25 protein-coding genes are annotated in these 25,535 nt (G+C 65.9%); 10 read left to right on the top strand and 15 right to left on the bottom strand.

Features of this window, described 5'->3' with window-relative positions:
- Positions 1-59 precede the first annotated feature (59 nt).
- On the top strand, positions 60-1,232 hold the full coding sequence (locus ACQ3DC_RS06835; RefSeq protein ID WP_157238828.1) for a Gfo/Idh/MocA family protein: 1,173 nt from the start codon (positions 60-62) through the stop codon (positions 1,230-1,232).
- The gene (locus ACQ3DC_RS06840; RefSeq protein WP_430751882.1) at positions 1,229-1,447 is read left to right on the top strand and encodes a hypothetical protein; all 219 of its coding nucleotides are present in this window, start codon (positions 1,229-1,231) and stop codon (positions 1,445-1,447) included. Before ACQ3DC_RS06835 ends, ACQ3DC_RS06840 begins: the two co-directional genes overlap by 4 nt.
- A 41-nt stretch (positions 1,448-1,488) precedes the next feature.
- Here the strand turns inward: ACQ3DC_RS06840 and ACQ3DC_RS06845 are convergent, their stop codons facing one another.
- The gene (locus ACQ3DC_RS06845; protein WP_104997112.1) at positions 1,489-2,271 is read right to left on the bottom strand and encodes a GntR family transcriptional regulator; all 783 of its coding nucleotides are present in this window, start codon (positions 2,269-2,271) and stop codon (positions 1,489-1,491) included.
- Positions 2,272-2,505: 234 nt separating this feature from the next.
- On the opposite strand from ACQ3DC_RS06845, the gene ACQ3DC_RS06850 reads away from it, so the two are divergent.
- A complete protein-coding gene (locus ACQ3DC_RS06850; protein WP_430751883.1) occupies positions 2,506-4,662 on the top strand; it encodes a putative bifunctional diguanylate cyclase/phosphodiesterase in 2,157 nt (718 codons plus the stop codon).
- A 44-nt stretch (positions 4,663-4,706) separates the two neighbouring features.
- Here ACQ3DC_RS06850 and ACQ3DC_RS06855 read toward each other — a convergent pair whose 3' ends face one another.
- From ACQ3DC_RS06855 to eat, 6 genes are all read right to left on the bottom strand, one after another.
- Entirely contained in the window at positions 4,707-5,117 is a 411-nt protein-coding gene (locus tag ACQ3DC_RS06855; protein ID WP_430751884.1) for a hypothetical protein, read from the bottom strand.
- A gap of 164 nt (positions 5,118-5,281) precedes the next feature.
- Positions 5,282-6,061, bottom strand: a complete 780-nt coding sequence (locus ACQ3DC_RS06860; protein ID WP_157238823.1) for a 3-oxoacyl-ACP reductase — start codon at positions 6,059-6,061, stop codon at positions 5,282-5,284.
- A 24-nt stretch (positions 6,062-6,085) separates the two neighbouring features.
- Entirely contained in the window at positions 6,086-7,453 is a 1,368-nt protein-coding gene (locus tag ACQ3DC_RS06865) for an aldehyde dehydrogenase family protein (protein ID WP_430751885.1), read from the bottom strand.
- The gene (locus ACQ3DC_RS06870) at positions 7,434-8,192 is read right to left on the bottom strand and encodes a gamma-glutamyl-gamma-aminobutyrate hydrolase family protein (RefSeq protein WP_430751886.1); all 759 of its coding nucleotides are present in this window, start codon (positions 8,190-8,192) and stop codon (positions 7,434-7,436) included. Before ACQ3DC_RS06870 ends, ACQ3DC_RS06865 begins: the two co-directional genes overlap by 20 nt.
- The gene (locus tag ACQ3DC_RS06875) at positions 8,179-9,561 is read right to left on the bottom strand and encodes a glutamine synthetase family protein (RefSeq protein ID WP_321215642.1); all 1,383 of its coding nucleotides are present in this window, start codon (positions 9,559-9,561) and stop codon (positions 8,179-8,181) included. Before ACQ3DC_RS06875 ends, ACQ3DC_RS06870 begins: the two co-directional genes overlap by 14 nt.
- Before the next feature lie 67 nt (positions 9,562-9,628).
- Positions 9,629-11,068 (bottom strand): ethanolamine permease, encoded by a 1,440-nt coding sequence (gene eat, locus ACQ3DC_RS06880; protein WP_321215643.1) that lies wholly within the window; start codon positions 11,066-11,068, stop codon positions 9,629-9,631.
- A gap of 192 nt (positions 11,069-11,260) precedes the next feature.
- Here eat and ACQ3DC_RS06885 point away from each other — a divergent pair, with 192 nt between their 5' ends.
- The gene (locus tag ACQ3DC_RS06885) at positions 11,261-12,016 is read left to right on the top strand and encodes a FadR/GntR family transcriptional regulator (RefSeq protein ID WP_321215644.1); all 756 of its coding nucleotides are present in this window, start codon (positions 11,261-11,263) and stop codon (positions 12,014-12,016) included.
- Positions 12,017-12,313: 297 nt separating this feature from the next.
- Entirely contained in the window at positions 12,314-13,162 is an 849-nt protein-coding gene (locus tag ACQ3DC_RS06890; protein ID WP_430751887.1) for a hypothetical protein, read from the top strand.
- A gap of 36 nt (positions 13,163-13,198) precedes the next feature.
- Here ACQ3DC_RS06890 and ACQ3DC_RS06895 read toward each other — a convergent pair whose 3' ends face one another.
- A complete protein-coding gene (locus tag ACQ3DC_RS06895; RefSeq protein WP_430751888.1) occupies positions 13,199-15,148 on the bottom strand; it encodes a S8 family serine peptidase in 1,950 nt (649 codons plus the stop codon).
- A 196-nt stretch (positions 15,149-15,344) separates the two neighbouring features.
- Between ACQ3DC_RS06895 and ACQ3DC_RS06900 the strand changes: the two genes are divergently transcribed.
- Entirely contained in the window at positions 15,345-15,575 is a 231-nt protein-coding gene (locus ACQ3DC_RS06900) for a hypothetical protein (protein WP_157238817.1), read from the top strand.
- 23 nt (positions 15,576-15,598) lie between these two features.
- On the opposite strand, the gene ACQ3DC_RS06905 is transcribed toward ACQ3DC_RS06900, so the two are convergent.
- From ACQ3DC_RS06905 to ACQ3DC_RS06920, 4 genes are all read right to left on the bottom strand, one after another.
- Positions 15,599-16,324 (bottom strand): hemerythrin domain-containing protein, encoded by a 726-nt coding sequence (locus ACQ3DC_RS06905; RefSeq protein ID WP_321215647.1) that lies wholly within the window; start codon positions 16,322-16,324, stop codon positions 15,599-15,601.
- Between the two features lie 148 nt (positions 16,325-16,472).
- A complete protein-coding gene (locus ACQ3DC_RS06910; RefSeq protein WP_430751889.1) occupies positions 16,473-16,730 on the bottom strand; it encodes a hypothetical protein in 258 nt (85 codons plus the stop codon).
- Positions 16,731-16,738: 8 nt separating this feature from the next.
- Positions 16,739-17,836: a C2 family cysteine protease gene (locus ACQ3DC_RS06915; RefSeq protein ID WP_430751890.1), complete on the bottom strand. Its 1,098-nt coding sequence runs from the start codon at positions 17,834-17,836 to the stop codon at positions 16,739-16,741.
- Between the two features lie 82 nt (positions 17,837-17,918).
- On the bottom strand, positions 17,919-18,422 hold the full coding sequence (locus ACQ3DC_RS06920) for a hypothetical protein (RefSeq protein WP_430751891.1): 504 nt from the start codon (positions 18,420-18,422) through the stop codon (positions 17,919-17,921).
- 252 nt (positions 18,423-18,674) lie between these two features.
- On the opposite strand from ACQ3DC_RS06920, the gene ACQ3DC_RS06925 reads away from it, so the two are divergent.
- Positions 18,675-19,343 (top strand): hypothetical protein, encoded by a 669-nt coding sequence (locus tag ACQ3DC_RS06925; protein ID WP_430751892.1) that lies wholly within the window; start codon positions 18,675-18,677, stop codon positions 19,341-19,343.
- 102 nt (positions 19,344-19,445) lie between these two features.
- On the opposite strand, the gene ACQ3DC_RS06930 is transcribed toward ACQ3DC_RS06925, so the two are convergent.
- The gene (locus tag ACQ3DC_RS06930) at positions 19,446-19,898 is read right to left on the bottom strand and encodes a DUF4383 domain-containing protein (RefSeq protein WP_157238814.1); all 453 of its coding nucleotides are present in this window, start codon (positions 19,896-19,898) and stop codon (positions 19,446-19,448) included.
- 172 nt (positions 19,899-20,070) lie between these two features.
- Between ACQ3DC_RS06930 and ACQ3DC_RS06935 the strand changes: the two genes are divergently transcribed.
- The 3 genes from ACQ3DC_RS06935 to mgtA all read left to right on the top strand — a co-directional run bounded on the left by ACQ3DC_RS06935 (position 20,071) and on the right by mgtA (position 24,795).
- Entirely contained in the window at positions 20,071-21,321 is a 1,251-nt protein-coding gene (locus ACQ3DC_RS06935; protein WP_430751893.1) for a S8 family serine peptidase, read from the top strand.
- An 81-nt stretch (positions 21,322-21,402) separates the two neighbouring features.
- Positions 21,403-22,083 (top strand): hypothetical protein, encoded by a 681-nt coding sequence (locus ACQ3DC_RS06940; protein WP_430751894.1) that lies wholly within the window; start codon positions 21,403-21,405, stop codon positions 22,081-22,083.
- 6 nt (positions 22,084-22,089) lie between these two features.
- On the top strand, positions 22,090-24,795 hold the full coding sequence (gene mgtA, locus ACQ3DC_RS06945; protein ID WP_430751895.1) for a magnesium-translocating P-type ATPase: 2,706 nt from the start codon (positions 22,090-22,092) through the stop codon (positions 24,793-24,795).
- Positions 24,796-24,849: 54 nt separating this feature from the next.
- Here the strand turns inward: mgtA and ACQ3DC_RS06950 are convergent, their stop codons facing one another.
- Positions 24,850-25,239, bottom strand: coding sequence for a type II toxin-antitoxin system VapC family toxin (locus ACQ3DC_RS06950; RefSeq protein ID WP_430751896.1), 390 nt, complete (start codon positions 25,237-25,239; stop codon positions 24,850-24,852).
- Entirely contained in the window at positions 25,236-25,502 is a 267-nt protein-coding gene (locus ACQ3DC_RS06955; protein WP_430751897.1) for a type II toxin-antitoxin system Phd/YefM family antitoxin, read from the bottom strand. Before ACQ3DC_RS06955 ends, ACQ3DC_RS06950 begins: the two co-directional genes overlap by 4 nt.
- Positions 25,503-25,535: the final 33 nt, after the last annotated feature.

Raw genomic sequence — 25,535 nt, forward strand, 5'->3', positions numbered from 1 at the left:
ACCACCAGGGAGAGCCACCGCAGGCGACTCCCGACTTTTCCGAAAGGAACACGATTCACATGCAGCACCTTAATGTCGGCCTCATCGGAGGCGGCTTCATGGGCAAAGCCCATTCCTTGGCTTACGCCGCCATGCCCATGTTCTTTTGGCCGGCTCCGGCCCTCCCGGTCCGCAAGGTCATCGCCGAGGCCAACCCCGAACTGGCTGCCGAAGCGGCCCGCCGCTTCGGCTTCGAGAACTCCACCTCGGACTGGCGCAGCATCATCGACGATCCGGACATCCACGTCGTAGACATTGCCACGCCGAACCACCTCCACGCCGAAATTGCGATCGCCGCGGCCGAAGCAGGCAAGCACATCATCTGCGAGAAGCCGCTGGCGCGTACAGGCGAAGAATCAAAAGCCATGTACGACGCGGTGAAGAACACCGACATCGTCCACATGGTCGCCTTCAACTACCGGCGCACTCCCGCCGTCGCGCTGGCCAAGAAATACATTGAGGAAGGCTCCATCGGCCGCATCCTCAGCTTCCGGGGTACCTACCTGCAGGACTGGAGTGCGGACCCCAATTCCCCGTTGTCCTGGCGTTTCCAGAAGTCGATCGCAGGTTCGGGCGCCCTTGGTGACATCGCCACCCACGTCATTGACATGGCCCGGTACCTTGTGGGGGAGTTCAGCGCCGTCAATTCCCTCCTGTCCACCTGGATTCCTGAGCGGCCGCTCCAAGCGGGCGGTGCCGACGCACTCGGAACGGTACGGGGCGGCGAAGGCCCGCGCGGCGAAGTTGACGTGGACGATGAGGTGATGACGATGATCCGCTTCGCCAACGGCGCCGTGGGATCCCTTGAGGCGACACGCAATGCGTATGGACGGAACAACTACATCACCTTCGAAATCCACGGAACCGAAGGAAGCATCGTCTTCAACTACGAACGACGCGATGAACTCCAGGTCTGCTTCGCCTCCGATCAAGGGGACCGCCGCGGATTCCGCACCGTTTACACCGGCCCGGCCCATCCCTACGGAGAAGGACTCTGGCCCATTCCGGCCCTTGGCATCGGCTACGGGGAAACGAAGATCATCGAAGCCTACGATTTCTTCAAAGCCATTGCGGAAGGCGGAAGCGTGAGCCCCAACTTCGCAGACGGCTACCAGACAGCCCTCATTGACGACGCGATTGTCGAATCCGCTGCAAAAGAGGCCTGGGTGGAGGTTCCGCTAATCACGGCTTGACGCAAGGTGGCGCCGCCGTCGTCCTCTATCTCAAGGGGCGCGGCGGCCCCCCAGGCGCCGTTCCTGCGATCGTCGATGAAATCAAGGCCGCCGCCGATTACTACGGTTTCGATAACGCGGGCCAGGTCGTCAGCAGGTTCTCCCAGGTCCATGCCGGCACGCACGTCCCCGGTTGCGAGGACGCCATTGGCGAAATTCTGGTAGCCGGGCCATAAGGGGGGCCTGCATGCTGGCACAGCCTTGAGTGACGCGTGAGTCAGGACTGGAACTGCTGCATCACCGAGAGGTGGCCGGCCCGGGCCGAGACCAGGCACTTGGCCAGATAGAAGGGCCGGTTGCCGTTCCGCACGTACTGCGTCAGGACCAGCACCGGGTCCGACGGGCGCAGGTCCAGCAGCTTCGCCCGGCTGGGTCCCACCTGGCTGAGGCTGATCTGGCACTCGCCCGGCCCGGCCAGCCGGCCCAGCTGGTTGTTGAGCGCGGCAAGCAAGGTGGCGCCGCCGTCGTCCTCTATCTCAAGGGGCGCGGCGGCGCCCTTGCCGACGCTGACCGGCTGGGCGGTGACGTTTTCCTGCAGGTGGGCGATCGCCTCGCCGTCGCGGATCAGGACCGATTCCCAGAGCCAGCAGTCGGTGCCGGGCTCGACTCCGATGCCGGGGGCGACGAATTCTGAGGCGGCCTGCCGGACCACCTGGGTGCGCTTGACCTCCACCTGCTGCCCGGGGCTGCCGAGGACGTCCTCGAACGGCTGGATGCGCTCGATGCCGATGCGGGGGAGCGTGTCCGAGACGAAACGCCCGACGCCGCGCCGCGCCCTGATGAGACCGTCCTCCTCGAGCAGCATGAGGGCCTCGCGGACCACGGTGCGGCTGACCTTCATGTCAGTGCCGAGTTCGGTTTCGGTGGGGATCATGGACCCGGGCGTGAGCAGGCCGTTGCGGATGGCTGCGGCGATCCGTGAGTACACCGCGACGCGCAGGGGGGCGCCGGGCTGGGCGGCCACCGGCTGGGACAGGAACCGGGCGGCGTCCTGGTGCACGATCTGCCTCGCTTGTCTGGGGTGGATCCGGAGTCGGTACGGGGGATTCCAGCCTAGTGCAACGTCGGACGCGTGTGTTGGACAAGCGCGGGATTGCTGACTGTGCGGGCAGGGCGCTAATTCTGTGCAACCACGCCCTTGCCGAGCGCCATGGTTGACGAAAAGCTGCCACCCATCCAGTATCAAGTGATCCACGGAACCGAATACGCACGTGTTCCGTCTAGGCGCAGGGGGATGCGGGTGGACTGGTGGTGGCTCTCGTCGGCGGCCAATACGGTGGTGGCTGTCTCTTACCTGGCGATTTCGGTGGCAATCATTGTGCCCTTGGCCCGGTCCGGGCAGGTGCGCCGGAACCGGCTGGGGACTGCTACGGCAGCAATCTTCTTTACCTGCTCCGTCGGGCACGGCCTCCACGCTGTCCATCCGCTGCTGCCTCTCCTGGGGCTGGACGTCCTCGAGGGCCACGCCTCCAGGGAGGGCATCTCCTGGCATGACGCGTTGTGGGAGGTGACAACGGCGGGAGTGGGCGTCTACTACTGGACGCTGCGCCGGGCATACGCCTCCATGCTGGCGGGACCGGCGATTTTCGAGGACCTGATCGAGCGGCAGCGCCTGGCGGAACTTGAAGCCGAAGCGGAGCTGAATGCTGTGCGCCGGCAGGGCGCCGCAGAGCTTGAACTCAGTGAGAAACGCTTCCGGCTTGCCTTTGAGCACGCCCCGATCGGCATCGCACTCCTCAGCCTGGACCCCGGAGAGGCAGGCAAGGTGCTGCGGGCCAACTCCGCCTTCTACGCCCTCCTGGGGCGCACGCCCGCGGACGTGGAGTCCGGCAGTGTCCTGGATTTCATTGTGCCGGAGGACCGGTCCGCGGCCCGGCACCGGCTGGCACAGATGCTGCGCGGAGAAGTCACTGAGTACACCGCTTCCCGGCGTTTCCTCCACGCCGGCGGCGACATCGTCTGGACGTCGATGACAAGCGCGGTGGTGGCCGATGACCGTGGCGTGCCCCTGTACCTGGTTGCCCAGTTCGAGGACATCACGGGCCGCCGCGAAGCTGAACAGCTGCTCACCCGGCAGGCAATGCATGACGGCCTGACGGGCCTGCCGAACCGGGTGCTGCTGATGGACAGGATCAGCCATGCCCTTTCGCGGACCCAGGACCGCAGCACGCATGTGGCCGTGTTCTTCGTGGACGTGGACGGTTTCAAGGCCGTCAACGACACGTTGGGACATGCCGCCGGCGATCTCCTCCTCATCGAAGTAGGCCGGCGGCTGCGCTCCATGGGGCGCGGGGACGATACCGTGGCCCGCCTGGCAGGAGACGAATTCGTGGTGCTCTGCGAAGACGTCCAGGACCGGGCCGCAGCTGAAGCCACGGCCCGCCGCCTGCTGGACGGGCTGGAGCGGCCCTACGAAATCGACCGCGACGTCTTCCGGACCAGCGCCAGCATCGGCATAGCGCTGTCCGGCCGGGACAGCACCGCGGCCGACCTGCTGCAAAACGCCGACATCGCTATGTACCGGGCCAAGGAAGCAGGCCGGGGCCGGTACGTGTTCTACGACAGGAACCTGCGCGCCATCCGTGACAACCGGCTGCGCACCGAGAAGGAACTGCGGCAGGGAATTGAAAACGGCGAACTGCGCGTTCTCTTCCAGCCCGTCATTGGCCTGGCCGACGGAAGCCTTGCTTCCGTGGAGGCGCTCGTGCGCTGGGACCATCCGGACCGGGGCCTGCTCGCGCCGGCCGAGTTCCTGGACGTGGCGGAAACAACCGGGCTGATCGTTCCCCTGGGGCGCTGGATGATCCCCGAAGCCTGCCGCCAGGTGGCGGCATGGCAGCGCAAAGATCCCGGACGCGCTCCGCAGCACGTATCTGTCAATGTCAGCGCCGTTGAACTCAGCAGCCCCGGCATGGTGAACGTCGTGGCGCGTGCCCTTCGCGAGGCCGGGCTTCCGCCCGGCGCCCTGTGCGTTGAGATCACTGAGTCCGCCCTGCTGGACAGCAACAGCAGCAACATCTCCACCGTCTGGCAGCTGCGGGCCATGGGCATCCGGATCGCGCTGGATGACTTCGGCACGGGCTATTCCTCGCTCACCAACCTGAAGCGCTTCCCGGTGGATGTGGTCAAGATCGACAGGTCCTTCGTGGCCGGACTTGGCACCGACGCCGAGGACACCGCCATCGTCGGCGCCGTCGTCGGGCTGGCCCACGCACTTGGGCTGGCCACCACGGCCGAAGGCGTCGAAACTGCCGCCCAGCGCGATCACCTGCGGCGCCTCGGATGCACCCACGCCCAGGGGTATCTCTACTCCCGGCCGGATACCATCTCCGGGCTCACCGGACTCGCTGCCCGGCTCACGGCCATGGAGTCCGCAGAGCCGCTGCACTAAACCTGCCCGGCCAGGTCATTTTCGAACTCGTGCGGACCCGCGTGCTAGCAGCTCGACTGCGAGTTGTGCGTGCGCGTCTCCCCGTTGGTGGTGACGGTCTGGGAACCGCTGCGGCAGGTGTCGCCGTCCTCGGTAAAGGTGCTCGTACTGTTCATTTTTGTCACCTTGTCGTTCAGCATGTAGTGCGTTTTGTAGTCAAACGTCGACACAGTGCCCCCGTCGTTTTGCACTGTCATCTGATCGCGGGTGTTTGTGGTGTAGTACCCCTCATCGGTGACGCGCGTCGCGCCGCGGTACTCATACGATGAACCGTTGGGGAAGCTGTATTCGACGTGTTCCACCTGGGTGGGGTTGCTGCGGGAGTCAGACGGCGGCGCGGCCACGGCCGGCGAGGCGGTGAGGGCGAGAGCCAGGCCAGCGCCGGAGGCGAGGACGAGGCGGGTCATACGGTTCATTTTGGGGTCCTTCCCTATCTTGGTCGGGCACCCCAGCGCGCAGTGGGTAAATCCTAACGTTGGATTAACCCTTCCGTCAACGGGTTGGCCGTTGCTCCGCCGACGGCCGCCGCGTCTGCGGTGCGGCGGCCGTCGGCGGTGCAATCGTTTCCCCTGTTCCTGGTTTACTCGGGGGTGACGTAGGCTCCGGCAATGCCGCCATCTACCAGGAAGGTGGAGGCGGTGATGAAGGATGCGTCGTCGCTGGCCAGGAAGGCAACGGCAGCGGCAAGTTCCTCAGGCTCGGCGAACCGTCCCAGCGGAACGTGGACCAGCCTTCGCGCAGCCTTCTCTGGATCCTTGGCAAACAGTTCCTTCAACAGCGGCGTGTTGACGGGACCCGGGCAGAGGGCATTGACGCGGATGCCCTCGCGGGCGAACTGGACCCCCAGTTCACGGCTCATCGACAGGACACCGCCCTTGGACGCGCTGTAGGAAATCTGGGACGTGGCGGCACCCATCACCGCCACGAAGGACGCCGTGTTGATGATTGACCCCTTGCCCTGTGCCTGCATGTACGGCAGGGCGTATTTGCAGCAGTAAAACACGGAGGTGAGGTTTACTTCCTGCACCCGGCGCCAGGCGTCGATTCCCGTATCGATGATGGAGGCGTCATCCGCCGGGGAAATCCCGGCGTTGTTGAACGAGATATCCACGCTTCCGTAGGTTTCATTGGTGACGGCATAGAGGTTCCTGACCTCCTCCTCGCTGGTGACGTCAACTTTTACGAACAGCCCGTCCACTTCCTCGGCAACCTGCTGGCCCGCGGTGGAATCGAGGTCTGCGATGACGACGTGGGCCCCTTCGGAAGCGAACCTGCGTGCAGTGGCCAGCCCGATTCCGCTGGCACCGCCGGTGATGACGGCGCTGCGGCCCTTGAGGCGGCTGGAGATGACTTCAATCATGGTGTTCTTCCTTACTTGCTCTGCTTAGTCGGTGGTGGAAATGAAGACGTTCTTGGTTTCGGTGAAGGCGTTCAGTGCATCAGGGCCCAGTTCGCGGCCAAGGCCCGACTGCTTGAAGCCGCCAAAGGGTGTGGAGTACCTGACGGATGAATGCGAGTTGACGGATAGGTTTCCGGACTCGAGCCCGCGGGCAACCCGCAGCGCCCGCCCCACATCCCGGGTCCAGATGGAGCCGGACAGGCCGTAGACAGTGTCGTTGGCAAGGCGGAGCGCGTCAGCCTCGTCCGTGAAGGGCACCACTGCCACCACCGGACCGAAGATCTCCTCCTTCATCACCCTGTCCTCGCGGGACGGCGTCAGGACGGTGGGAGGAAACCAGAACCCCCTCCCTTCAGGCGCCGACCCGCGGAACGCCACGGGAGCCCCGTCGGGTACGAAGCCGGACACGGTGCGGCGCTGCGCGGCGGAAATCAAAGGCCCCATGAACGCGTCTTCATCCCCGGGGTTCCCGACCTTCAGCGCCTTGACCGCAGGTTCGAGAAGTTCCAGGAACTTCTCGAAGACGTTGTGCTGCACCAGGATGCGGGAGCGGGAGCAGCAGTCCTGGCCGGCATTATCGAAGGCCCCGCCCGGCGCGGCGGCGGCGGCCGCCTCCAGGTCCGCATCAGCGAAGATGATGTTGGCGCTTTTGCCGCCCAGTTCCAGCGTCACGGGCTTGACCTGCTCGGCGCACCCGGCCATGATCCGTTTGCCCACGCCCGTTGACCCGGTGAAAACCACCTTGCGTACGGCAGGGTGGGTCACAAAGCGTTCCCCCACGATGGATCCCTTGCCTGGGATGATCTGCAGGACACCCGGCGGCAGTCCGGCTTCGAGTGCCAGGTGGCCAAGCCGCAGGGCAGTCAGCGGTGTCAGTTCGGCGGGCTTGAGGACCACGGTATTGCCCGCGGCCAGGGCGGGGGCAAAGCCCCATGCGGCGATGGGCATCGGGAAGTTCCAGGGGACAATGACGCCCACAACACCCAATGGCTCGTTGAAGGTGATATTGACCCCGCCGGCTACAGGGATCTGCTGTCCGAGGTGGCGTTCCGATGCCCCGGAGTAGTAGTTGAGGACGTCCCGGACATTGCCGGCCTCCCACCGCGCGTTGCCGATGGTGTGGCCGGCGTTGAGTACTTCAAGTTGGGCGAGGTTCTCGAGGTCCGCATCCACGGCAGCGGCGAAGCGGCGCAGCAGCATCGCCCGGTCTGCGGGTGGGACGTTGCGCCAGGCTTCGAAAGCCGCGGCGGCCTTCGCGATGGCCCTGTCCGTTTCTTCTAAGGAGTTGAGCGGAACCGTTTCAATGACTTCTTCGGTGGCCGGGTTCAGGACCTCAAACATGCTGCTGGACATCGACTAAGTTCTCCGTTCGTTCTGTGCGGTAGGTGCGGGCTGCATCAATGAACCCCTTGAAGAGCCGCAGGTCCTCCGGATTCTGTTCGGGGTGGTACTGCACCCCCAGCACCCAGCCGCCGGCTGTTGTCTCAAGGGCCTGTACGGTTCCGTCCTGCGCCGCCGCCGTCACGCAGAGGCCGTCCGCAATGCGGTCCATGGCCTGGTGGTGGTAGCAGGGGGCGCTGGCACGTTCCCCGAGCAGGCGGCCGCTGATGCTGCCAGGCCTGGTGGTGAATTTGACAGTGCCAAATACGCCCGGCGCCGGCTGGTATTGCGCTGAACCCGGCGTGACGTCAGGGATGTGCTGGATCAAGGATCCGCCCAGAGCCACGTTGAGGATTTGGGCTCCCCGGCAGATGGCAAACAACGGAAGTCCGGTGGCCAGCGCCGCCCTGGTCAGCGCGATGTCATGGGTGTCCCGGCCGGGTTGCGAGCGGGTCATTTCATGAGGCTCTGCACCGTAGTGCTCAGGCCCGACGTCGCTGCCGCCCGCGATGATAAGCCCATCCAGAAGCTCGACGACGGTGGTGTCGGTGCCGATCGGCGGCAGCAGGACAGGTGTACCGCCCGCCGCAACAACCGCCTCTACGTAGGTTCCGGGCAGGATTGCCGCGTCCGCTTTCCAGACCCCCCAGGCCGCCTCCTGGTAGTAGGTGGTGAGGCCGATGCGCGGCCGGTAAGCATTAGAGACGTTCAAAGCCACGCTTGTGCTCCCAATCCGTCACGGCACTGTCAAAGGCTTTAAGTTCTACGGCGGCAGCGTGCGCATAATGGTCCACAACCTCGTCGCCGAAGGACTTGCGGGCGATTTCGCTGGTGACCAGCAGGGCGCGCGCTTCCCTGAGAGTGGTGGGGATCCTGTCCGCGGCGGACTCATAGGCATTTCCCAGCATGATGGGTTCCAAAGGCAGATCATTCTCGATGCCGTGGATGGCTGCAGCGATGAGGGCCGCCGCCGCAAGGTAGGGGTTGACGTCGCCGCCACCCACGCGGTTTTCCACCCGAAGGCCGGGACCGCGGCCCACGACGCGCAGCGAGCAGCTGCGGTTGTCAAGGCCCCACGCGATGGCGGTTGGGGCGAAGCTGCCCTCGACGAAACGCTTGTATGAGTTGATGTTCGGCGCCAGGAAGTACGAAAGCTCCTTCATGGCTGCCAGCTGGCCCGCGACGAAGTTCTCCATGACGGGGCTGAACCCATGCTCCCCGCCACCGGCCAGTACCGGGTTGCCGTCCAGGTCCGTCAGGCTGAAATGGATGTGGCAGGAACTGCCCTCCCGCTCGTTGTATTTGGCCATGAACGTGATGCTCTTGCCGTGCTTCCCTGCGACTTCCTTTGCGCCGTTCTTGTAGAACGCGTGGTTGTCGCAGGCCCGAAGCGCCTCTGCATACCTGAACGTGATTTCCTGCTGGCCGTGGTTGCACTCGCCCTTCGAGGACTCGACTACAAGCCCGGCGTTCTCCATGCTCGTGCGGATGTCCCGGATGACGGGTTCCAGGCCTGCCGTGGCGAGCAGCGAGTAATCAACGTTGTAGCGGGTTGAGGGCTTAAGCCCGACGTAGTGCTTATCCCATGCTTCGGCGTAGCTGTCGTCAAACATGATGAATTCGAGTTCCGTGCCAATGTGGGCTCGGTAGCCGAGGGCCTCGAGCCGTTCGATCTGAGCCCGAAGGATCTGGCGGGGGGACTGGGCTACAGGACGCCCGTCAAGCCAGAAGATGTCGCACTGGACCATTGCCGTGCCTTCCAGCCAGGGAACAAGCCGGAGCGTGCTGACATCGGGCTTCATGACCATGTCGCCGTAGCCGGTTGCCCACGAGGACATCGCGTATCCATCAATGGTGTTCATTTCGACGTCGACGGAGAGGAGGTAGTTGCAGCCTTCAGCTCCGTGTCCCAGGACGTCCTCAAGGAACGACCTTGCGCCGCAGCGCTTTCCCTGGAGACGGCCCAGCGAATCGGTGATTGCGACGACCACCGTGTCGATCTCACCCGAAGCAACCTTCCGCTTCAGGTCTTCGACAGTCAGCGCGGCCTGGGAGTCGTTTCCCGTGGTGTGGTTGGTCATTTGATATCCGTAACTTCGATCCGATGATTTGCGTGATTTTTGCTCTCCGCAGGACGCGGGGGCGGTATTAGTTGCTGAGTTCGGCTTCCGCTGCCGCGAGCTGGGCAAATTCCTCTTCGGGCGCACCGGCCACAATCCGGTGCCGGCTGTAGAACCAGTAGTAGAGGAGCGCGGCGGCAAACACGGCGGCGGTGATGGACGCTGCCATGACATCGACGACGAACGTGGCGACGACGGCGACGGCGGCCAAGACGAGGGCAACGGTTGTTGTGACGGCGCCGCCCGGTGTCCGGTACCCGCGGTGAAGGTCGGGTTCCTTGATGCGCAGGACAATGTGCGAAAGGTTCAGCAGCACGTAGGAGACCGTGGCTCCGAAGACTGCAATGTTGATGAGCAGGGCGCCGTTGCCCGTTGTGGCAGCCAGGACGAACCCGAGGGCGCCGGGGACGATGAGGGCCCAGTATGGAGTGCGCCGTTTGCCTGTCAGGGAGAGCCACTTGGGAAGGTACCCTGCGCGGGAAAGGGCGAAGAGCTGCCGGGAATAGGCGTAGATGATGGAGAAGAAGCTGGCCACCAGCCCTGCGAGCCCCGCATAATTTACGAAGTCTGCGAGGATCGTATTGCCCCCGTAGGCCAGGCGGATTGCTTCGGGAAGGGGGTTGCTTGAGGCGCCCATCGCCTCGGAGCCGGCGGCACCGGGAACCAGGACCAGCATGAGGGCACCAAAGACCACCAGGACCACGAGGGCGGCGATGATGCCGCGGGGCATGTCCCTTTTGGGGTCCGCCGTTTCCTCCGCTGCCAGCGGGACGCCTTCAACCGCGAGGAAGAACCAGATGGCATATACGAGGGCAGCCACGGCACCGCCGATGCCCATGGGAAGGAAAGCGCTGGACGTCGGTGAGCCGTCCGGCACAACATCGAAAAGGTTTGCCGCGTTGAAGTGCGGTACCAGCCCCACCACCACTGCCGCCAGGGCGATGACGGCTATTGCGGTGATCGCAAAGATCAGTTTCAGTGCCTCGCCGACGCCGCGGAGGTGGATCCCGACGAAGACGGCGAAGGCAACAAGGTAGACCGGCCAGGAGTTCGTGAGGCCGAAGAGCCCCAGGGCTTCGACATAGCCGCCGATGAAGGTGGCGATGGCGGCGGGGGCCACGGCGTATTCGATCAGCACGGCCATCCCGGTGGCAAACCCGCCCAGCGGGCCAAGCGCCCGGCGCGCGAACCCGTAGCCGGCGCCGGTGGCGGGCAGTGCGGAGGAAAGTTCGGCCAGGCCGAACACCATGCAGGCGTACATGATGCCCATCAGGATGAACGCAATGAGCAGGCCGCCCCAGCCGCCCTGGGCAAGGCCCAGGTTCCAGCCGGCGAAGTCTCCGGAGATCACGTAGGCAACTCCGAGCCCGGCGAGCAGGACCCATCCGGCCGCTCCGCGTTTGAGTTGCCGGTGGTGGAGGTAGCCCTCGTCGTCATTGACGGGCTGCCCCGAGGGATGTAATGACATGGGAATTCCCTTCTTTCAAGGGTTCTAATGGTCTGTAATTAGTCCAAAAGTTCTTTGCCAGTGTGGTGCACGTCACCGCACGGAGTCAAGCAATATTCGTTTTTCTATTCAAATTTCGGAAAATTTCCCGCAGGCTCGGCCTGTGCGGGAAGCGGCAATAGGCCTGTTATTAGACCGCGCTAGGATGGACTCATGGAAGAGTCACTGCTTGGGGTCCCCACGAGGCTCATACGGCCGGTCCGGCACGGGAACGCCTTTGAGGAAACCATCGAACGGCTGCTCCAAAACATCAAGCTGGGGCTTTTTGGTGTGGGCGACAAGCTGCCGGCCGAGCGGGAGCTCTCGGAACTGCTGGGCGTGTCCAGGGCAACGCTGCGTGACGCCCTGGCGGAGCTCCAAAAGGCCGGCTATGTGGAAGTCCGCCGCGGCCGGACCGGGGGCACCTATGTATCCGCGCGGAGGCTGGGGGAGCTGAGGGGTAGCGCAGGCCTGGACCCGGCGGAGGTCAACGACGTCCTCACCTTCCGCGCCGTGCTGGAACCTGCTGCAGCGTCGCTGGCCGCGCAGGCCATGCTCTCCCCGCGGCAGCGACGCCACCTGCTCGACACCCTCGCCGACGTGGCAGGGGCACCCGCGGAACTGTACAGGCCCAAGGATGCGCGGTTTCACGTGGCCATCGCGGAAGTGTGCGGATCACCCAGCCTCGTTGCCGCCGTCGCAGACGCCCGGGCGAGGGTCAGCGACCTCCTTGACCGCATCCCGTTCCTGGAGCCCAACCTTGAGCATTCCAACCGGCAGCATCAGGAGCTCATCGATGCCATACTCCGTGGCGACGCGGAGGGCGCCTACCAGGTAGCTGCCGATCATTTGCAGGGGACGGCCTCCCTGCTCCACGGCTTTCTTATCTCTCCGGAGGGTTCGTCAGCCGCTACAAAAGCCGTGCGCTGAGATTTTCCATGGCAGTGCGCGCCCTTGACAGCCGGTCCAGCACTTAGGAATATCAAGACTGCCGGCGGGTCCCGGCTTCTTCCTGGGGACGCTGACCTCCGGCTCGGCCTCTCCAAGGGGGGTTATCGGATGCAGTCAGCACGCCGTCGTCGCAGACCCTTTCGCAGTGCGGCTGCGATTGCCACGGCCGTCCTGATGGTGTCCACGGCGGGCTGCGCCCGCCCTCCGGAACCCCCGGGGCCTCCCAACGGGTTTGCGCCCCCTGCACCTGATGTCCGGATCGCTGCCGTCGGCGACATGAACGACGCAGGGAACACTGACCCTGACAGCCCGTCCGGCCGGAACGCTGCTGCGATAAGCCGACTCGTGCAGGACGACCAGATCGACGCGTTCCTGGGTCTGGGTGACTTCCAGTACGACACCGCCTATTGCGACGACTACGTGAACTATTGGGCGACCCTGTGGAGTGGCACGATGCCCAAGCTGTACTGGGTTTCGGCCCCCAACCATGACTGGGAACCCGGCCGCAATGAGGACCTCGACAACTTCATGAACGGCCAGTGCCCGGGGGCTCCGGAGAAGTCTGCGATCAACGGGGAGCGTGGGCGCATCGAGAACGGGGAGGCGTACTCGAAGGACTTCGGGAGCTGGCACTTCGCGTTCCTGTCCTCAGCGCACTGGCGGTACAACCCAGCACAGGCCCGGGCGATGACAAGATGGCTGGACAAGGACCTCGCCGCCGCGAAGGCGGCCGGGCAGCACCTGGCGGTGGTGCACCACGAGCCCTACTTCACGTCGAACACGTCCGAGCACAACCGGGCTGCTGACCACAAACCGTGGATCGAGGTGATGTGGAAGCACCGGGTGCGCCTGACACTGTCGGGGTCACAGCACAACTACGAGCGGTCATGCCCGGTGAACAATAGGGACGAATGCGTCGATGACGGGATGACGGCGTTCCAGGTTTCCACTGGCGGCATTGGACTCCGCCCCTTCACCAGCAGTCCGCGGTATATCGAGAACCGGTTCAGCGACACCCACGGTTTCCTTCGGCTGACACTGCGCCATGACGGTTCCTTCGACTGGAACTTCATTGCAACACGGGGGCCGGGCACGGACTCAGGGACGCGTTCCGCACCCAAATAAGGGCCACCGTGCGCGCCGGTTCATCAAGCCCGCTGGCTAGCTGATGGCGGTCATGACGTTCCAGCCGGGCCCCACGTTGATGCGCCAGCCGAAGACGCCGTTGCCGGTGCCGGGGTAGGTCCAGAGGGTGCCGTCGCTGTCGCGGGCGGTGAGGTCGGGTTTGCCGTCGCCGGTGAGGTCGCCGGCGGCGCTGATGGCGGTCATGACGTTCCAGCCGTCGCCGACTTTGATGCGCCAGCCGAAGAGGCCGTTGCCGGTGCCGGGGTAGGTCCAGAGGGTGCCGCTGGTGTCGCGGGCGGTGAGGTCGGGTTTGCCGTCGCCGGTGAGGTCGCCGGCGGCGCTGATGGCGGTCATGACGTTCCAGCCGGGGCCGACTTTGATGCGCCAGCCGAAGAGGCCGTTGCCGGTGCCGGGGTAGGTCCAGAGGGTGCCGTCGCTGTCGCGGGCGGTGAGGTCGGGTTTGCCGTCGCCGGTGAGGTCGCCGGCGGCGCTGATGGCGGTCATGACGTTCCACCCGGGCCCTACGTTGATGCGCCAGCCGAAGAGGCCGTTGCCGGTGCCGGGGTAGGTCCAGAGGGTGCCGCTGGTGTCGCGGGCTACGAGGTCGGGTTTGCCGTCGCCGGTGAGGTCGCCGGCTGCGCTGATGGCGGTCATGACGTTCCAGCCGTCGCCGACTTTGATGCGCCAGCCGAAGAGGCCGTTGCCGGTGCCGGGGTAGGTCCAGAGGGTGCCGCTGGTGTCCCTGGCCAGCAGGTCGGGCAGGCCGTCTCCGGTAAAGTCCCGTTCTGCCACGACAGGAGCCGGCAGCCACGCCTCACGCCCCGTGTTGACCAGACGGTTGGGGGTGCCCGGTGACGCGCCGGTGATAACACCCGCGGCGGCGGCTGAAGTCAGTTCGGCGGAGATCCCGGCCGGCGTCTGCCCGGGGTTCTGGGACAGGGCAACCGCAGCTGCACCCGCAACGTGCGGGGCCGCCATGGACGTGCCGTTCATGGTGGCCGTAGCCGTCGTCGAGGTGTGCCCGGCCGACAGGATGCCGACGCCGGGCGCATACAGGTCAACACAGCTTCCATAGTTTGAAAACCATGCCTGGCGGTCCGAGGAATCGCTGGCTGCGACAGTCAGGGCCTCGGGCACCCGTGCCGGTGACCGGGTGCAGGCATCTATCGAGGTGTTGCCGGCAGCCACAACTGTTGTGACGCCGTCGCTAATGACTCCGCGGACGGCCGCGTCCACCACGCTGTTGGCGCCGCTGCCAAGGCTGAGGTTGGCGACGGCGGGTGTGCCCGCGGCATGGTGGGAGGCTATCCAGTCAAGACCGGCGACGACGTCCGAATCGTAGCCGGAGCCTTGGCAGTCGAGGACACGGACCGGAACGATGGTGGCTGCCTTCGCCACTCCGAACGTTTTCCCGGCGATGGTGCCGGCCACGTGCGTGCCGTGGCCGTTGCAGTCACCGCTGCCCAGGCCATCAGCAACGGCGGTCCAGCCCGCAGTCACCCGTCCGCCAAAATCATTGTGTGCGGCAAACACGCCGGTATCGATGACGTAGGCGTTGACGCCGGCCCCGGAGGACGGCGGCGCGAAGGTGCCGGAGAGCGGGAGCGCCTTCTGGTCGATCCTGTCCAACCCCCATGGCGGCGACTGCTGGGTCTCGGACAGGGAAACGGGCGCATCCGGGGCGATGGCGGAGATCCGGGGTGAACGGGCGAGGGCAGCTGCCTGCCCCGGGGTGGCTGTGATGACTGCACCCCGTACCGCGGCAGAGAAGGTTTTTCCCACGGCCACCCCTTGGGAGCGTAGGCCCTGGGCCTCATTGGCGACGTCGGCGCCCGCGGCGAAGCTGACCAGGTACCGTTCGCTGCCGCCGGGACTTTGCGGCTCGAACGCGGCCGCAGAGGGTGCCGCAACAGCCGGCGCGGCTGCAGGCAGAACAGCGGCCGCCAGCACAAAGGCGCCAAACGCGCCCAAGAGTCGTTTCGACAATGGCATGAATCTGCTTCCCCCCTGTACACCGGCTGAGCCCGGGGCCTTTCCCGACGCTTGGACTCCGTTCAGGAAACCGTACGTTGTGGCCGTAAGGAGTTTACAGGAGCAGCCCCGGCCGCGTCCGCCGCCAAAGCCGCCAAATTTAACCTCACCGGGCCCTTCCAGAGTCCTGCTGGCGTGGGAGACTTCAGTCATGGGCATCGAACAGTGGTGGGCAAAGCTGCAGCCATCCACGCAGGAGTGGCTGATCGAGAACAACGGCGACGTGGTGCCCCCGGCAGTGGTGGCCGAAATTGCCCAGGCCGGCGGACCGGCCGGCGACGATTCATGGTGGGCCGGCCAGGGCGAAACCCCGGGGCACTATTTCCCTGACGAGGCCATCGACTGGGTCGAGACCACCGCAAACGATGAGGAAGCCGATTAGCGGAGGAACACCATGGCTGTCTTTCAGAGCGTCTCGGGAATCGGGCGCCCAGGGAAGAGCGTGGCATACTGCCGGCGGTACATCCGGCGCCCGACCAGGCGGTAGGCAAGCCGGACCGGCAGTGGAATCTCCCTGAACAGTTCCTTCCGGTCCTGGGGAGGATTGGTGGCCAGCACCATGCCGAGGTAGGCCACCATGAACTTCTTGTCGAACTGCTCGATCCCGTGCTGGCCCACCCCTTCCATCTCCTTCTGGTCCATCACCCGGTCCACGACGGGCATCACCTCGGTGACCTCGCGCCGCAGGTGCACCTTGAGGACGGACGAGAGGTCCTCGTAAAGGCCGGCGAGTTCCTCGCCCGCCTCCGCGTCCGCCTTCTGCATCCAGCGCAGGCGGACAGGTTCAATGCCCTCAAGCCGCTGCGTGACCTGCCTGTGCTGCTCGAGCATCAGCCCCACGTGCAGGGCGCAGGCCGGTGCCCGTTCCGCCAGCTGCGGGTACATGAGCAGGTCTTCGCCCTCATGGTGGACGTGGAGCACCTTGTCGAAGTTGCCGAGCACCTCACCCACGTACGCGGCCCGGCCGGTATCGCCGGGCGCCACGGACCGCACCAGGCCGGGTGCCTCGTCGTAAGCCCAGAGGAAAAAACGGTGGATGCGCCGCATTGCCGCAGTCCCGGTGCAGAGGACCGGCCCCGGCGGCAGGGGTGCTGCGGTTTCGCCGGGCTGCATGGTGAAGAAGTCGGTCACTGGATGGTCCCCTAACGGTGCTCACGCGAGACCAGGACCTCTCCCCGGGAGCATCGTATCGCCCGCCCTGCCGCCGCCACAATGGCGGGGAAGGGGCTCTGCGGCGGGCCTTGGACCCTACTGACAGTTTCCGCCCGGGCGGCTGTGCTCAGGAGGCGTAGGTGAGGTCCGCCGACGCTGTGCGCTCCCCGTCAGCAGGCCGGATGGAATCGAACCGGAGGGTGCCCGCGCCCGGCAGGACCACCGACTGCCCTTCACGGAAAGCCTGCTTGCGCTCCTGCCCCCCGGCGCGGATCCAGACCTGGATGGCAGGGGCGCCGCCGGTGAACCCGATCTTCACGATTCCCACCAGCACACCGCCGAAGTTGGGCTGCATGCCCTGCCGGACTGTAACACGCTCTTCCACGGCCATCCTCACTTCAGATCCACTGAGTACACCGAGTCAAAGTTTTCCTTGTACTCGTCTTCGGTCAATTCCAAGGTGCCCGACTTCTGGTTGTCATCGCCCGCCATGTAGCCGCCCGACGGTCCCCACGGGTTGGCCAGGACCACCACCTTTTCACCGTCACCGTTGGTTTTCACATCCACCACAATGTACGCATGGTTGGGCACCACATCGGTGCGGCTGACCTCATCGGACTCCCAGAACCAGTCGAAGTCATCGTCCTTGACGTCCTGGCTCCCCACGGACACCGCCTGGCCCTCACCGAGCTTGTCCTCGATTCCCGCCAGGTCCATCTCGCCGTCCCGGTCCGCGGACTTGCCGGTCATCAGCTCCATGGCCTCATCGCTGAACCCGCCGTCGATATCCTCGTAGGAACCGCCCCGCTGTTCCGCGGCAGCGCGTTCGTAGATGGACAGCCAGTTGGGCGCACCGTCGGCACCCCTGACGCCGCCCTCGGTGGACTTGGCCTCAACCGTTACCTCCACGGGCTCGCCGTCCTGGTACAGGGTCACCACCCAGTGCGTGGGCGGATCACCCACCGGCCGCAGGTGTTCAGCCAGGAACTCATCAACCTTGCCTTCACGTTCAAGCATCTGGGCCACCGACCCCATCCCCGCCAGGAGCCAGCAGTCACCGATCTGTCCCTGCCTGATGTCGGCCGGATCGCCGGCATCCGGATCCTCTCGGACATCGCCCGGCACATCCACGTCGGGGCGGTCGGGGTCCAGCGGCCCCGGGTCCCCGGGAGGGTTGGAGTCCGGCGTCCCTGAACCATCAGGTTTCGCCGCGCCTCCGCCTGTACCGGCACTGGCTCTTGCCTGCTCGTCCGCGTCGCGAAACAAGTCCTGCGCCTGGCTCTGCAGGTCCGCCGCCACACGCTTCAGGATGGGCCCGTGCCCGGCATCCCAGGCGGCACGGAACACCGTGGCGTCACGCCCGTCCCAGCGAACGCTGGAAAGCAGCTGGCCCAGTTCCGCGGACAGCGAGGCCATCTTTTCGGACTGCTGGGACATCGACTTGGCCAGCGCCCTTAACTGTTCAATGTCTGCGCCGTAAAACCCGGGCATTCGTCCGTCCCCCCTCGTTTCGACGCCGTACCAGCGCCATCCTAGGCCTGCTGCGGCCACGGTGCGATGGGCAGAACTTCCCTCAGCTCTGGGGAAGCTCGGCCGGATCGCAGGTCGCGGAGTTCACCGGCACGCTGATGCGCAGGTAGGCCGGGCTCTTCGACTCGATGGTCAGGGTGGCGCCGGCCGCATCAGTGCTGCGCGCCACCACCCAGCCGCCAGGGACATCGTCTGTCCCGCCAAAGGCAGGGAAGCCGTGCCTGGCCAGGACGGGGTCGCCGGCGGAGAAAATGTCTGCGAAATGGTTCGAGGGTTCCACCACGTCCGCACTGCTTTTCATCGTCTGCGGGTACAGCATGCACCGGCCGTCGTCCAACCGCGACAGGGCGGCCGGCTTGTCCCGGGCCCAGGTGATGCCGGGCAGCTGCTCTTCCAGGGCGGCGATCAGCTCTGCCCGCAGGGAGTCATACCTGGGGAAAGTGTCCGCGACGGATGCCGGTGCGCTGGTGACCGGCGGGGCGCTGCTTGTCTTGGTGGCAGGTCCGTCGGGGGCCGCGCAGCCGGCCGCGGCAAGCGTCCCCAGCATCAAACCAGATGCCAGCAGGTGCCGCCGTGATTGTGCCCGACCCGCCATTGTGCCCCCAACTGCTGTCATGGGCACCTGGAACGGCCCCACCGAATGCTTCCACACTTTCACAGCATCCGGCGATGGGCACAACAACCCTGTGCCGGCCGTTCCGCGCTGGCCCGGACCTAAGTCCCTGTTCCACGGTGAAGCCTCAGGCGTAGCTTGAAAGTGGCTCCCCGAAAAACCGGGGTCCACACCCAAGGGGGCAACATGGCCAGGCCGAGGCTGTCGGCACTCAGCGTTCTGGGGTTCTCCGCGCTTTTCATGCTCACAGGCTGTTTTGGCCCGCCGTCCCCGGCGCCTACCAGCACCTCCGCCTCCCCGAGCCCCTCCGCTTCAAGCGCGACGGCGAGCCCCACCTCGCAGACCAGCGCGCCGGTGACCGCGTCCCCCACGGCGACAGCGCCGCCGTCGTCCGTTCCCGCGAGCCCGCCGGCGACGGCGGAACCAAGCCCTACCGGACTCCCGGAACAGGTGGCGCCGCTGACCATCTACTACGTGGCGGTGGACGACAACGGCGTCTCCGGGCCCGCGATCGGCTGCGGCGACAGCCTCGTCGCCACCACCACCGCGCCCGTGCACTTCACCGACCAGGTGGGCCCCAGCATCGGCGCGCTGCTGGCGAACAAGAGCCGCGACGTCGGGATGTCGGGGCTGGTGAACGTCCTGTACCAGTCGAACCTCAGCTATCTGGGCGGTGAGCTGAACGGAAGCACGATCACCATCTGGCTCACCGGGCAGTTCATGCTGGGCGGCGTGTGCGACATCCCGCGAGCGAAGGGCCAGCTGGAATACACCGCCATGGCCGCGTCCGGGGCCACGAGTGCCCAGGTGTTCGTCAACGGCCGCCCCATCGACGAGGTGCTCAGCCTCAAGTAGCGCCCGGGAGCGCGGACGGCAATGCCCCCGGCCGCAGCGGGAGGCTGCGGACGGGGGCATTGCCGTGTTGGTGCCAGGCGGGGCTGCCGCCGGAAACTGCCGTTAAGCGCGGGCCTTGCTGTGCCCCTTGGTGAGCACCAGGGCCAGGGCCACCATGCCGACGCCGAGCAGCAGGTGCAGGACGTTGTCGAAGCTGTTCAGCGGGACGAAGTTGCCGGCGGAGTCCTGGGGGACCACCAGGCCGTAGACGAAGAGGACCAGGTAGATGATGCCGCCGTAGAGCAGGAAGGAACGGGCTCCGCCGGCGGTTCGGGCCAGGGCGATGCCGGCTGCGCCGAAGAGCAGGTGGACGATATTGTGCAGGGCCGAGACCTGGAAGAGGCCCAGCAGCATGGCCTCGGAATGGCTGCCGGCGAAGTGCAGCTGTTCGAAGTTGGCCGTGATGCCCGGAACGAAGCCCAGGACGCCGACCAGCAGGAATACTGCGCCTACGGCCAGTGATGCCTTTTGCACGTTGGTGCGGGTTGCCGTGCCTGTGTGCGTGTGTGTTGCCATGGTGTTCTCCTGAATGCGATATGGGGTTCATGGGTTAGCTGGTTATGTTTACCGGCCGGCCCAAAGGGTTATGCCAGCAATTCGGGCTGTATCGCATTACGGATGGGTGCGCGCTAAAAAAGATTTGTCCGGGGCACTATCCAGCCGGTGGTGATCGGAGCAAGATAACCCCATGAAAAAAGCAGGCATCGCCGGATTCTTGGCGGCAATCATGGGAATAAGCGGAATTGCTTTTGCGGCCCAGGGCAACGCAGCCGCCGAGCCTTCATTTGTCGCGGGCCAGATTATGGTGAAATTCCGTGACGATGGCGCCGCGGCGGGCACCCTGCGCGGGCACGGCCTCAGCGAAGGCCCTGAAATCGGCAGCACCGGTGCCCGGCTAATAAAGGTGCCGGAGGGGAAGGAACTTCAACTTATTGAAGCCCTCAGCCGGAATCCTATGGTGGAGTACGCCGAGCCGGACAAGATCGTAAGGCCCGCCACGAACGATCAATACTTTCCGCGCCAATACGCCCTGCAAAACGATGGCCAGTCGTTCACCAACACCGCCGGCACCGTGACTGTCAGCGGCGACCCAAAATACGCCGACGCCGACGTGGACGCCGTGGAAGCGTGGACTCTCACCACCGGCAGCGGGATAGGCGTTGCCGTCCTCGATTCCGGCGTCGCAACCGACAACCCGGACATCAACCCGAAGGTCGTTGCACGGGCCAACTTCACCACTGCACGAAACAACGAGGACAATTACGGCCACGGCACGCACGTTGCCGGGATCGTTGCCGCCACGTCGGAGAACTCCATAGGCGTCGCCGGCGTTTGCCCGGGCTGCACCATCCTGGCCGGCAAAGTCCTCAACGATACCGGGATGGGATCCAGCTCAGGCCTCGCGAACGGCATCAACTGGGCGGCCAGCAGCGGTGCGAAGGTGATTAACATGAGCCTTGCCGTGGGGGCGACCACCACTCTCGAGACCGCCGTCAATAACGCCTGGCGCGATGGCGTGGTGCTCGTTGCCGCCGCCGGCAACGGGGGCAACACAACCATGATGTACCCCGGCGCCTATGCCAACGTCATCGCCGTCGGAGCCACCGACAACAAGGACGCCAAGGCCTCATTCTCAACCTACGGAGCCTGGGTGGACGTCGCAGCACCGGGAGTCAGCGTCTACTCCACCTTCCCCAACCACAAATTCGCCATCGCGAGGCAGTACGGCCGCTCCCTCGGTTACGACATCGGCAGCGGCACCTCGATGGCCGCGCCCATCGTTGCCGCGGTGGCCGCCCTTGCGTGGAAGTCCCATGCCGGCGCCACCAACGCTTCAGTCCGCTTCAACATCGAATCAACAGCCGAGATGAAGGCCGGCTCTGAAACATACTGGGCGCACGGCCGCGTCAACGCCGACCTGGCGGTCCGCCAGCCGTAACCCCGGCAATCGGGCCTAAAGCCCGTACTGGAGCTGCCGCCACCGGGGCTTTAATGGGGGCAAGCGGACTAAGGAGCTGTCATGAAACGCTTGCTCATGGGACTGTCCACTGCGGCCATGGTCGCTGCGGGCGCAACACCGGCCGGAGCGGCTCCGCCCAACATCTACCACACCATCTCGTCCGCCCACGGCGCCGCCGTGGTGGTCAGCACGGTTGGCTGCGAGCAGACCGAGATCTTCGTCTCCTCAAGCACGGCGATGTACGCCGGCCAGCCCGGCCCCGTGAACAAGCAGGGCCTCACGGCAGTGTTTGTCCGCGTCACCGACACCTGCGCCCAGGCATCCGGCGTCAGCGCAGCCGCCGGGGGCGGTGCGGTGCTGTTCCAGGCAGACGGCCAGAACATGGCGCCCCTGGTGGTTGACCCAAGGCTGACCGCCGCCTCCATCAGCACTGACATCCCGGGCACGGACGGCAACGGCAATCCCGTCACCATCAGGCTCTCGGCAACGTGGACCGGAACGGGCCCGCTCGAGCACCAGACCACGAACGTCCACAACAACTACCCCGGCGAGGGCAACGTCAACTCCACGGACAACAACCTCCGGCGCACCGCCACGGCAGGGGTGTCAGTGGCGGTCGGCGGCGTCACCGCTTCCGGCACGGACACCAGCGCGCTCCTGGAACAGGTGAAGTCCCGCTGCATTGAAGTGGCCCGGCCGGGCGTGGAGGATTTCTACCCCTGCTTCGGCTTCCCCGCGTAGTCCTGCATGACTGACCTGAACGTCCGGCAGCGCAGCCCGCTCCAGCTCCCCATCAGCGATGCGGCGGCCCTGGCAGCCCAGCAGGTGCTGGAGCAGCTGGGCTCCAGCCCCGCGGGCCTGTCCGGGGACGAGGCGGCACGCCGCCTGGCGGAACTCGGGCCCAACGCCGTGCGAACCCACCGCGCCAACGGCTGGGCCGTGCTGGGGCGCCAGTTCGCCAGCCCCATCCTGATCCTGCTGCTCATCACCGCCGGGTTGTCGCTGTTCCTGGGGGATGCCACCAATTCAATCGTCATTGGCGTAATCCTGCTGGTCAGCGTGGGCCTGGGCTTCACCAACGAATTCCGCGCCGAACGGGCGTCCGAGGCCCTGCACGACCGCGTGACGCACCGTGCGGTGGTGCTCCGCGGCGGAACAACCAGGGAAGTGGACGTCACCGCACTGGTGCCGGGCGACGTCGTCCACCTCTCCCTGGGCGCCATCATTCCCGCCGACATCCGCCTCCTCACCGCCAGCGGACTCCTGTGCGACGAAAGCATCCTCACCGGGGAGTCCCTTCCCGCCGCGAAGGACCCCGCGCCGGTGCCCGCCGGCGCCGCCCTGGCAGACCTCGCCTCCTGCGTGTTCATGGGCACCGTCATCCAGTCCGGCAGCTGCACCGGCGTGGTGGTAGCCACCGGCGGCCGCGCCGAGTTCGGCCGGATCGCCCTGGGCTTGGGCGAACGGCAGCCGCAGACCGAATTCCAGCTCGGGCTCAAGCGGTTCTCCTTCCTGCTGCTGCAGGTGGCCATCGTGCTGACCACCCTGATCTTCATCGCCAACCTGCTGCTGCAGCGCCCGCTCATCGAATCGCTCCTCTTCTCGCTGGCCATCGCGGTGGGCATCACGCCGCAGCTGCTCCCCGCCGTCGTCAGCACGTCCCTGGCCACCGGCACGCGCCAGCTGGCCAGGCGGAAGGTGCTGGTCAAACGCCTGGTCTGCATCGAGGACCTGGGCGACATGGACATCCTGGTCACCGACAAGACCGGCACCCTGACGGAGGGGCGGATCAGCTTCACCGGCGCGCTGCCTGTTGCCCCGGAGACGTCCGACGGCGGCCTGCTCACCCTGGGCCTGCTGGCCACCGAGGCGGACTACGCCGAGGCCAAGCTCTCCTCCGCCGGGCAGAACCCGCTGGACGCGGCCCTCTGGGACAGCCCCGGCGCGGCCGCCTTCGATGCGGCCCGCTTCGAGCGGCTGGACCTGATCGGCTTCGACCACCAGCGCCGCCGCACCACCGTGCTGGTGCGGGAGGCGGGCGGCCGCCCGCGACTGGTCACCAAGGGCGCCCCGGAGGACGTCCTCGCCCTGTGCGGCCCGACCCCGCCCGCTGTGCAGGCGATGCTGGACGAACAGTTCGACGCCGGCTCCCGGGTTGTCGCCGTGGCCGCCCGGGATGCGGCCGGGCTCGTCCAGCTCACCCCGGCGGACGAACGCGGCCTGTCACTGGCCGGATTCCTGGTCTTTTTGGACAAGCCCAAGGCCAACGCCAGGGAGTCCCTTGACCGGCTTGAGGCGCTGGGCATCTCGGTGAAGATCGCCACGGGGGACAACGCCAAGGTGGCGGAGAAGGTCTGCGACGATGTCGGCGTGATCTCCGGGGGGACCCTGACCGGAGCCGAGGTCGATGCGCTGTCCGACGCCGCCCTCGCCGCGTCCGCCCGGACCGCCACCATCTTTGCCCGCGTTTCCCCCGAGCAGAAGGCGCGCATCATCACGCTGCTGCGCCAGAGCGGCGGCTCCGTCGGGTTCATGGGCGACGGCGTCAACGACGCCCTTGCCCTGCACAAGGCGGACATCGGCATCTCCGTGGACAGTGCCACCGACGTCGCCAAGGACGCCGCGGACGTCGTGCTGCTGGACAAGGACCTCGGCGTCCTGGCCGAAGGGGTGATGGAGGGGCGGCGGATCTTCGCGAACACCATCAAGTACGTGCTGATGGGAACCTCCAGCAACTTCGGCAACATGTTCAGTGCAGCCACGGCGTCCGTGGTGCTGAGCTTCCTGCCCATGCTGCCCGGCCAGATCCTGCTCAACAACCTGCTCTACGACGCAGGCCAGCTCGCCATCCCGGGCGACCGGGTGGACCGGGAGCAGCTCCGGGCGCCGTCGCACTGGAACATCGCCTTCATCCGGCGTTTCATGTTCCTCTTCGGGCCCATCAGCTCGCTCTTTGACTTCGCCACCTTCGCCCTGATGCTGTTCGCATTCGACGCCGTGCCGGGGGAGTTCCGGGCGGGCTGGTTCATCGAGTCGATCGCCACCCAGACCCTCATCATCTTCGCCATCAGGACCCGCCGCGTCCCGTTCCTCCGCAGCCGGCCGTCCGCCGGCCTGGTCGCGGCCTCGCTGGGCGTTGTGGCGCTCGGCGTCTACCTGCCGCTCTCGCCGCTGCAGGGCCTGCTGGGCTTCGACCCGCTGCCGGTCCCGTTCTTCCTGGCCCTGCTCGGCATGATCGCGGTGTACCTGGTGCTGGTGGAGATCGCCAAGCGGTGGTTCTTCTCCCGTGCCGCCCAGACGCTGCCCGCCGGGCCGGTGGCCGTCCGCCGCCGCCCGGACACCCACCACCTCTCCCGCCGCGCCTTCAGGTTCAGTGCGCCGGTCCGGGTACGCCCGCGCCGCCGTCTCCGTGTTCGCCCCCGGCGGCGCCAACGCGCGACAATTCAGGCCTGACCCCTGCGGCCGTGTGCGGGTGCACGCCCCGCAACTGGTAAAACGCAGGTGCCCTCACCCGGGTGATTGGACGGCGAGGCCTGCCTCTACCGCTGCTGCGAGTAGTTCCGCATCGTAGGCGACCAGGACATCCGCCTGCAGCCGGATTGCGGTGGCGAGGTGGATGGCATCGGCACTCCGCAGCTTGCCGGGCAGCGCTGCCGCATACATGAGGTCCGGACGTGAAACGTCCACAAGGTTGATTCCGCTGAGTGCTGTGTTGATGAGTTCGCCCGGTATTCCACGGCGGTGTCCCGCGCAGTGAAGCTCACTGTAGAGGAGCATGGAGGCGGCCAGTTTGTCCCCTTGTGAGGCCGCCTCCGACAGGAAGTCAGCAGTCCCCGCTGATTCGCCTTCGGCGATCACCAGCTTAAGGACAGCAGAGGTGTCCACATAGATGATCAACGGTCCCCGCGAAGGTCGTCCAAAATTTCAGCAGTGCTGGCCTGCGAAGTCACCCGCGGCAAGGAACGGAAGTCGACGGGGCCGGCTTTTGCAGGCCGGACCTGGCCCGCCAGCAGGAGCCGTTCAAAGGGAGACGCCGAAGGAGGGATCAACGTTGCCGCGACCTCGCCCTTGTTGGTGACGTCGATAGTTTCGCCGTTCTTGACGCGCTCAAGGATTTTACTGCTGTTATTGCGTAGCTCACGGTGCGGAATAGTTGTCATGGCTGCCTCCGTAGCAATCGTAGCAAAACCGAA

The organism is Paenarthrobacter sp. NEAU-H11, assembly GCF_050573415.1.
Classification (GTDB): Bacteria; Actinomycetota; Actinomycetes; order Actinomycetales; family Micrococcaceae; genus Arthrobacter.

Excerpts from the sequence above, each read along its gene's own strand:
- ACQ3DC_RS06835 (WP_157238828.1), top strand. The coding sequence starts at position 60 with ATGCAGCACCTTAATGTCGGCCTCATCGGAGGCGGCTTCATGGGCAAA.
- mgtA (WP_430751895.1), top strand. The coding sequence starts at position 22,090 with ATGACTGACCTGAACGTCCGGCAGCGCAGCCCGCTCCAGCTCCCCATC.
- ACQ3DC_RS06850 (WP_430751883.1), top strand. The coding sequence starts at position 2,506 with ATGCGGGTGGACTGGTGGTGGCTCTCGTCGGCGGCCAATACGGTGGTG.
- ACQ3DC_RS06860 (WP_157238823.1), bottom strand. The coding sequence starts at position 6,061 with ATGATTGAAGTCATCTCCAGCCGCCTCAAGGGCCGCAGCGCCGTCATC.
- ACQ3DC_RS06900 (WP_157238817.1), top strand. The coding sequence starts at position 15,345 with ATGGGCATCGAACAGTGGTGGGCAAAGCTGCAGCCATCCACGCAGGAG.
- ACQ3DC_RS06955 (WP_430751897.1), bottom strand. The coding sequence starts at position 25,502 with ATGACAACTATTCCGCACCGTGAGCTACGCAATAACAGCAGTAAAATC.
- ACQ3DC_RS06890 (WP_430751887.1), top strand. The coding sequence starts at position 12,314 with ATGAACGACGCAGGGAACACTGACCCTGACAGCCCGTCCGGCCGGAAC.
- ACQ3DC_RS06920 (WP_430751891.1), bottom strand. The coding sequence starts at position 18,422 with ATGCTGGGGACGCTTGCCGCGGCCGGCTGCGCGGCCCCCGACGGACCT.
- ACQ3DC_RS06855 (WP_430751884.1), bottom strand. The coding sequence starts at position 5,117 with ATGAACCGTATGACCCGCCTCGTCCTCGCCTCCGGCGCTGGCCTGGCT.
- ACQ3DC_RS06875 (WP_321215642.1), bottom strand. The coding sequence starts at position 9,561 with ATGACCAACCACACCACGGGAAACGACTCCCAGGCCGCGCTGACTGTC.
- ACQ3DC_RS06915 (WP_430751890.1), bottom strand. The coding sequence starts at position 17,836 with ATGCCCGGGTTTTACGGCGCAGACATTGAACAGTTAAGGGCGCTGGCC.
- ACQ3DC_RS06865 (WP_430751885.1), bottom strand. The coding sequence starts at position 7,453 with ATGTCCAGCAGCATGTTTGAGGTCCTGAACCCGGCCACCGAAGAAGTC.
- ACQ3DC_RS06930 (WP_157238814.1), bottom strand. The coding sequence starts at position 19,898 with ATGGCAACACACACGCACACAGGCACGGCAACCCGCACCAACGTGCAA.
- ACQ3DC_RS06935 (WP_430751893.1), top strand. The coding sequence starts at position 20,071 with ATGAAAAAAGCAGGCATCGCCGGATTCTTGGCGGCAATCATGGGAATA.
- ACQ3DC_RS06925 (WP_430751892.1), top strand. The coding sequence starts at position 18,675 with ATGGCCAGGCCGAGGCTGTCGGCACTCAGCGTTCTGGGGTTCTCCGCG.
- ACQ3DC_RS06940 (WP_430751894.1), top strand. The coding sequence starts at position 21,403 with ATGAAACGCTTGCTCATGGGACTGTCCACTGCGGCCATGGTCGCTGCG.
- ACQ3DC_RS06885 (WP_321215644.1), top strand. The coding sequence starts at position 11,261 with ATGGAAGAGTCACTGCTTGGGGTCCCCACGAGGCTCATACGGCCGGTC.
- eat (WP_321215643.1), bottom strand. The coding sequence starts at position 11,068 with ATGTCATTACATCCCTCGGGGCAGCCCGTCAATGACGACGAGGGCTAC.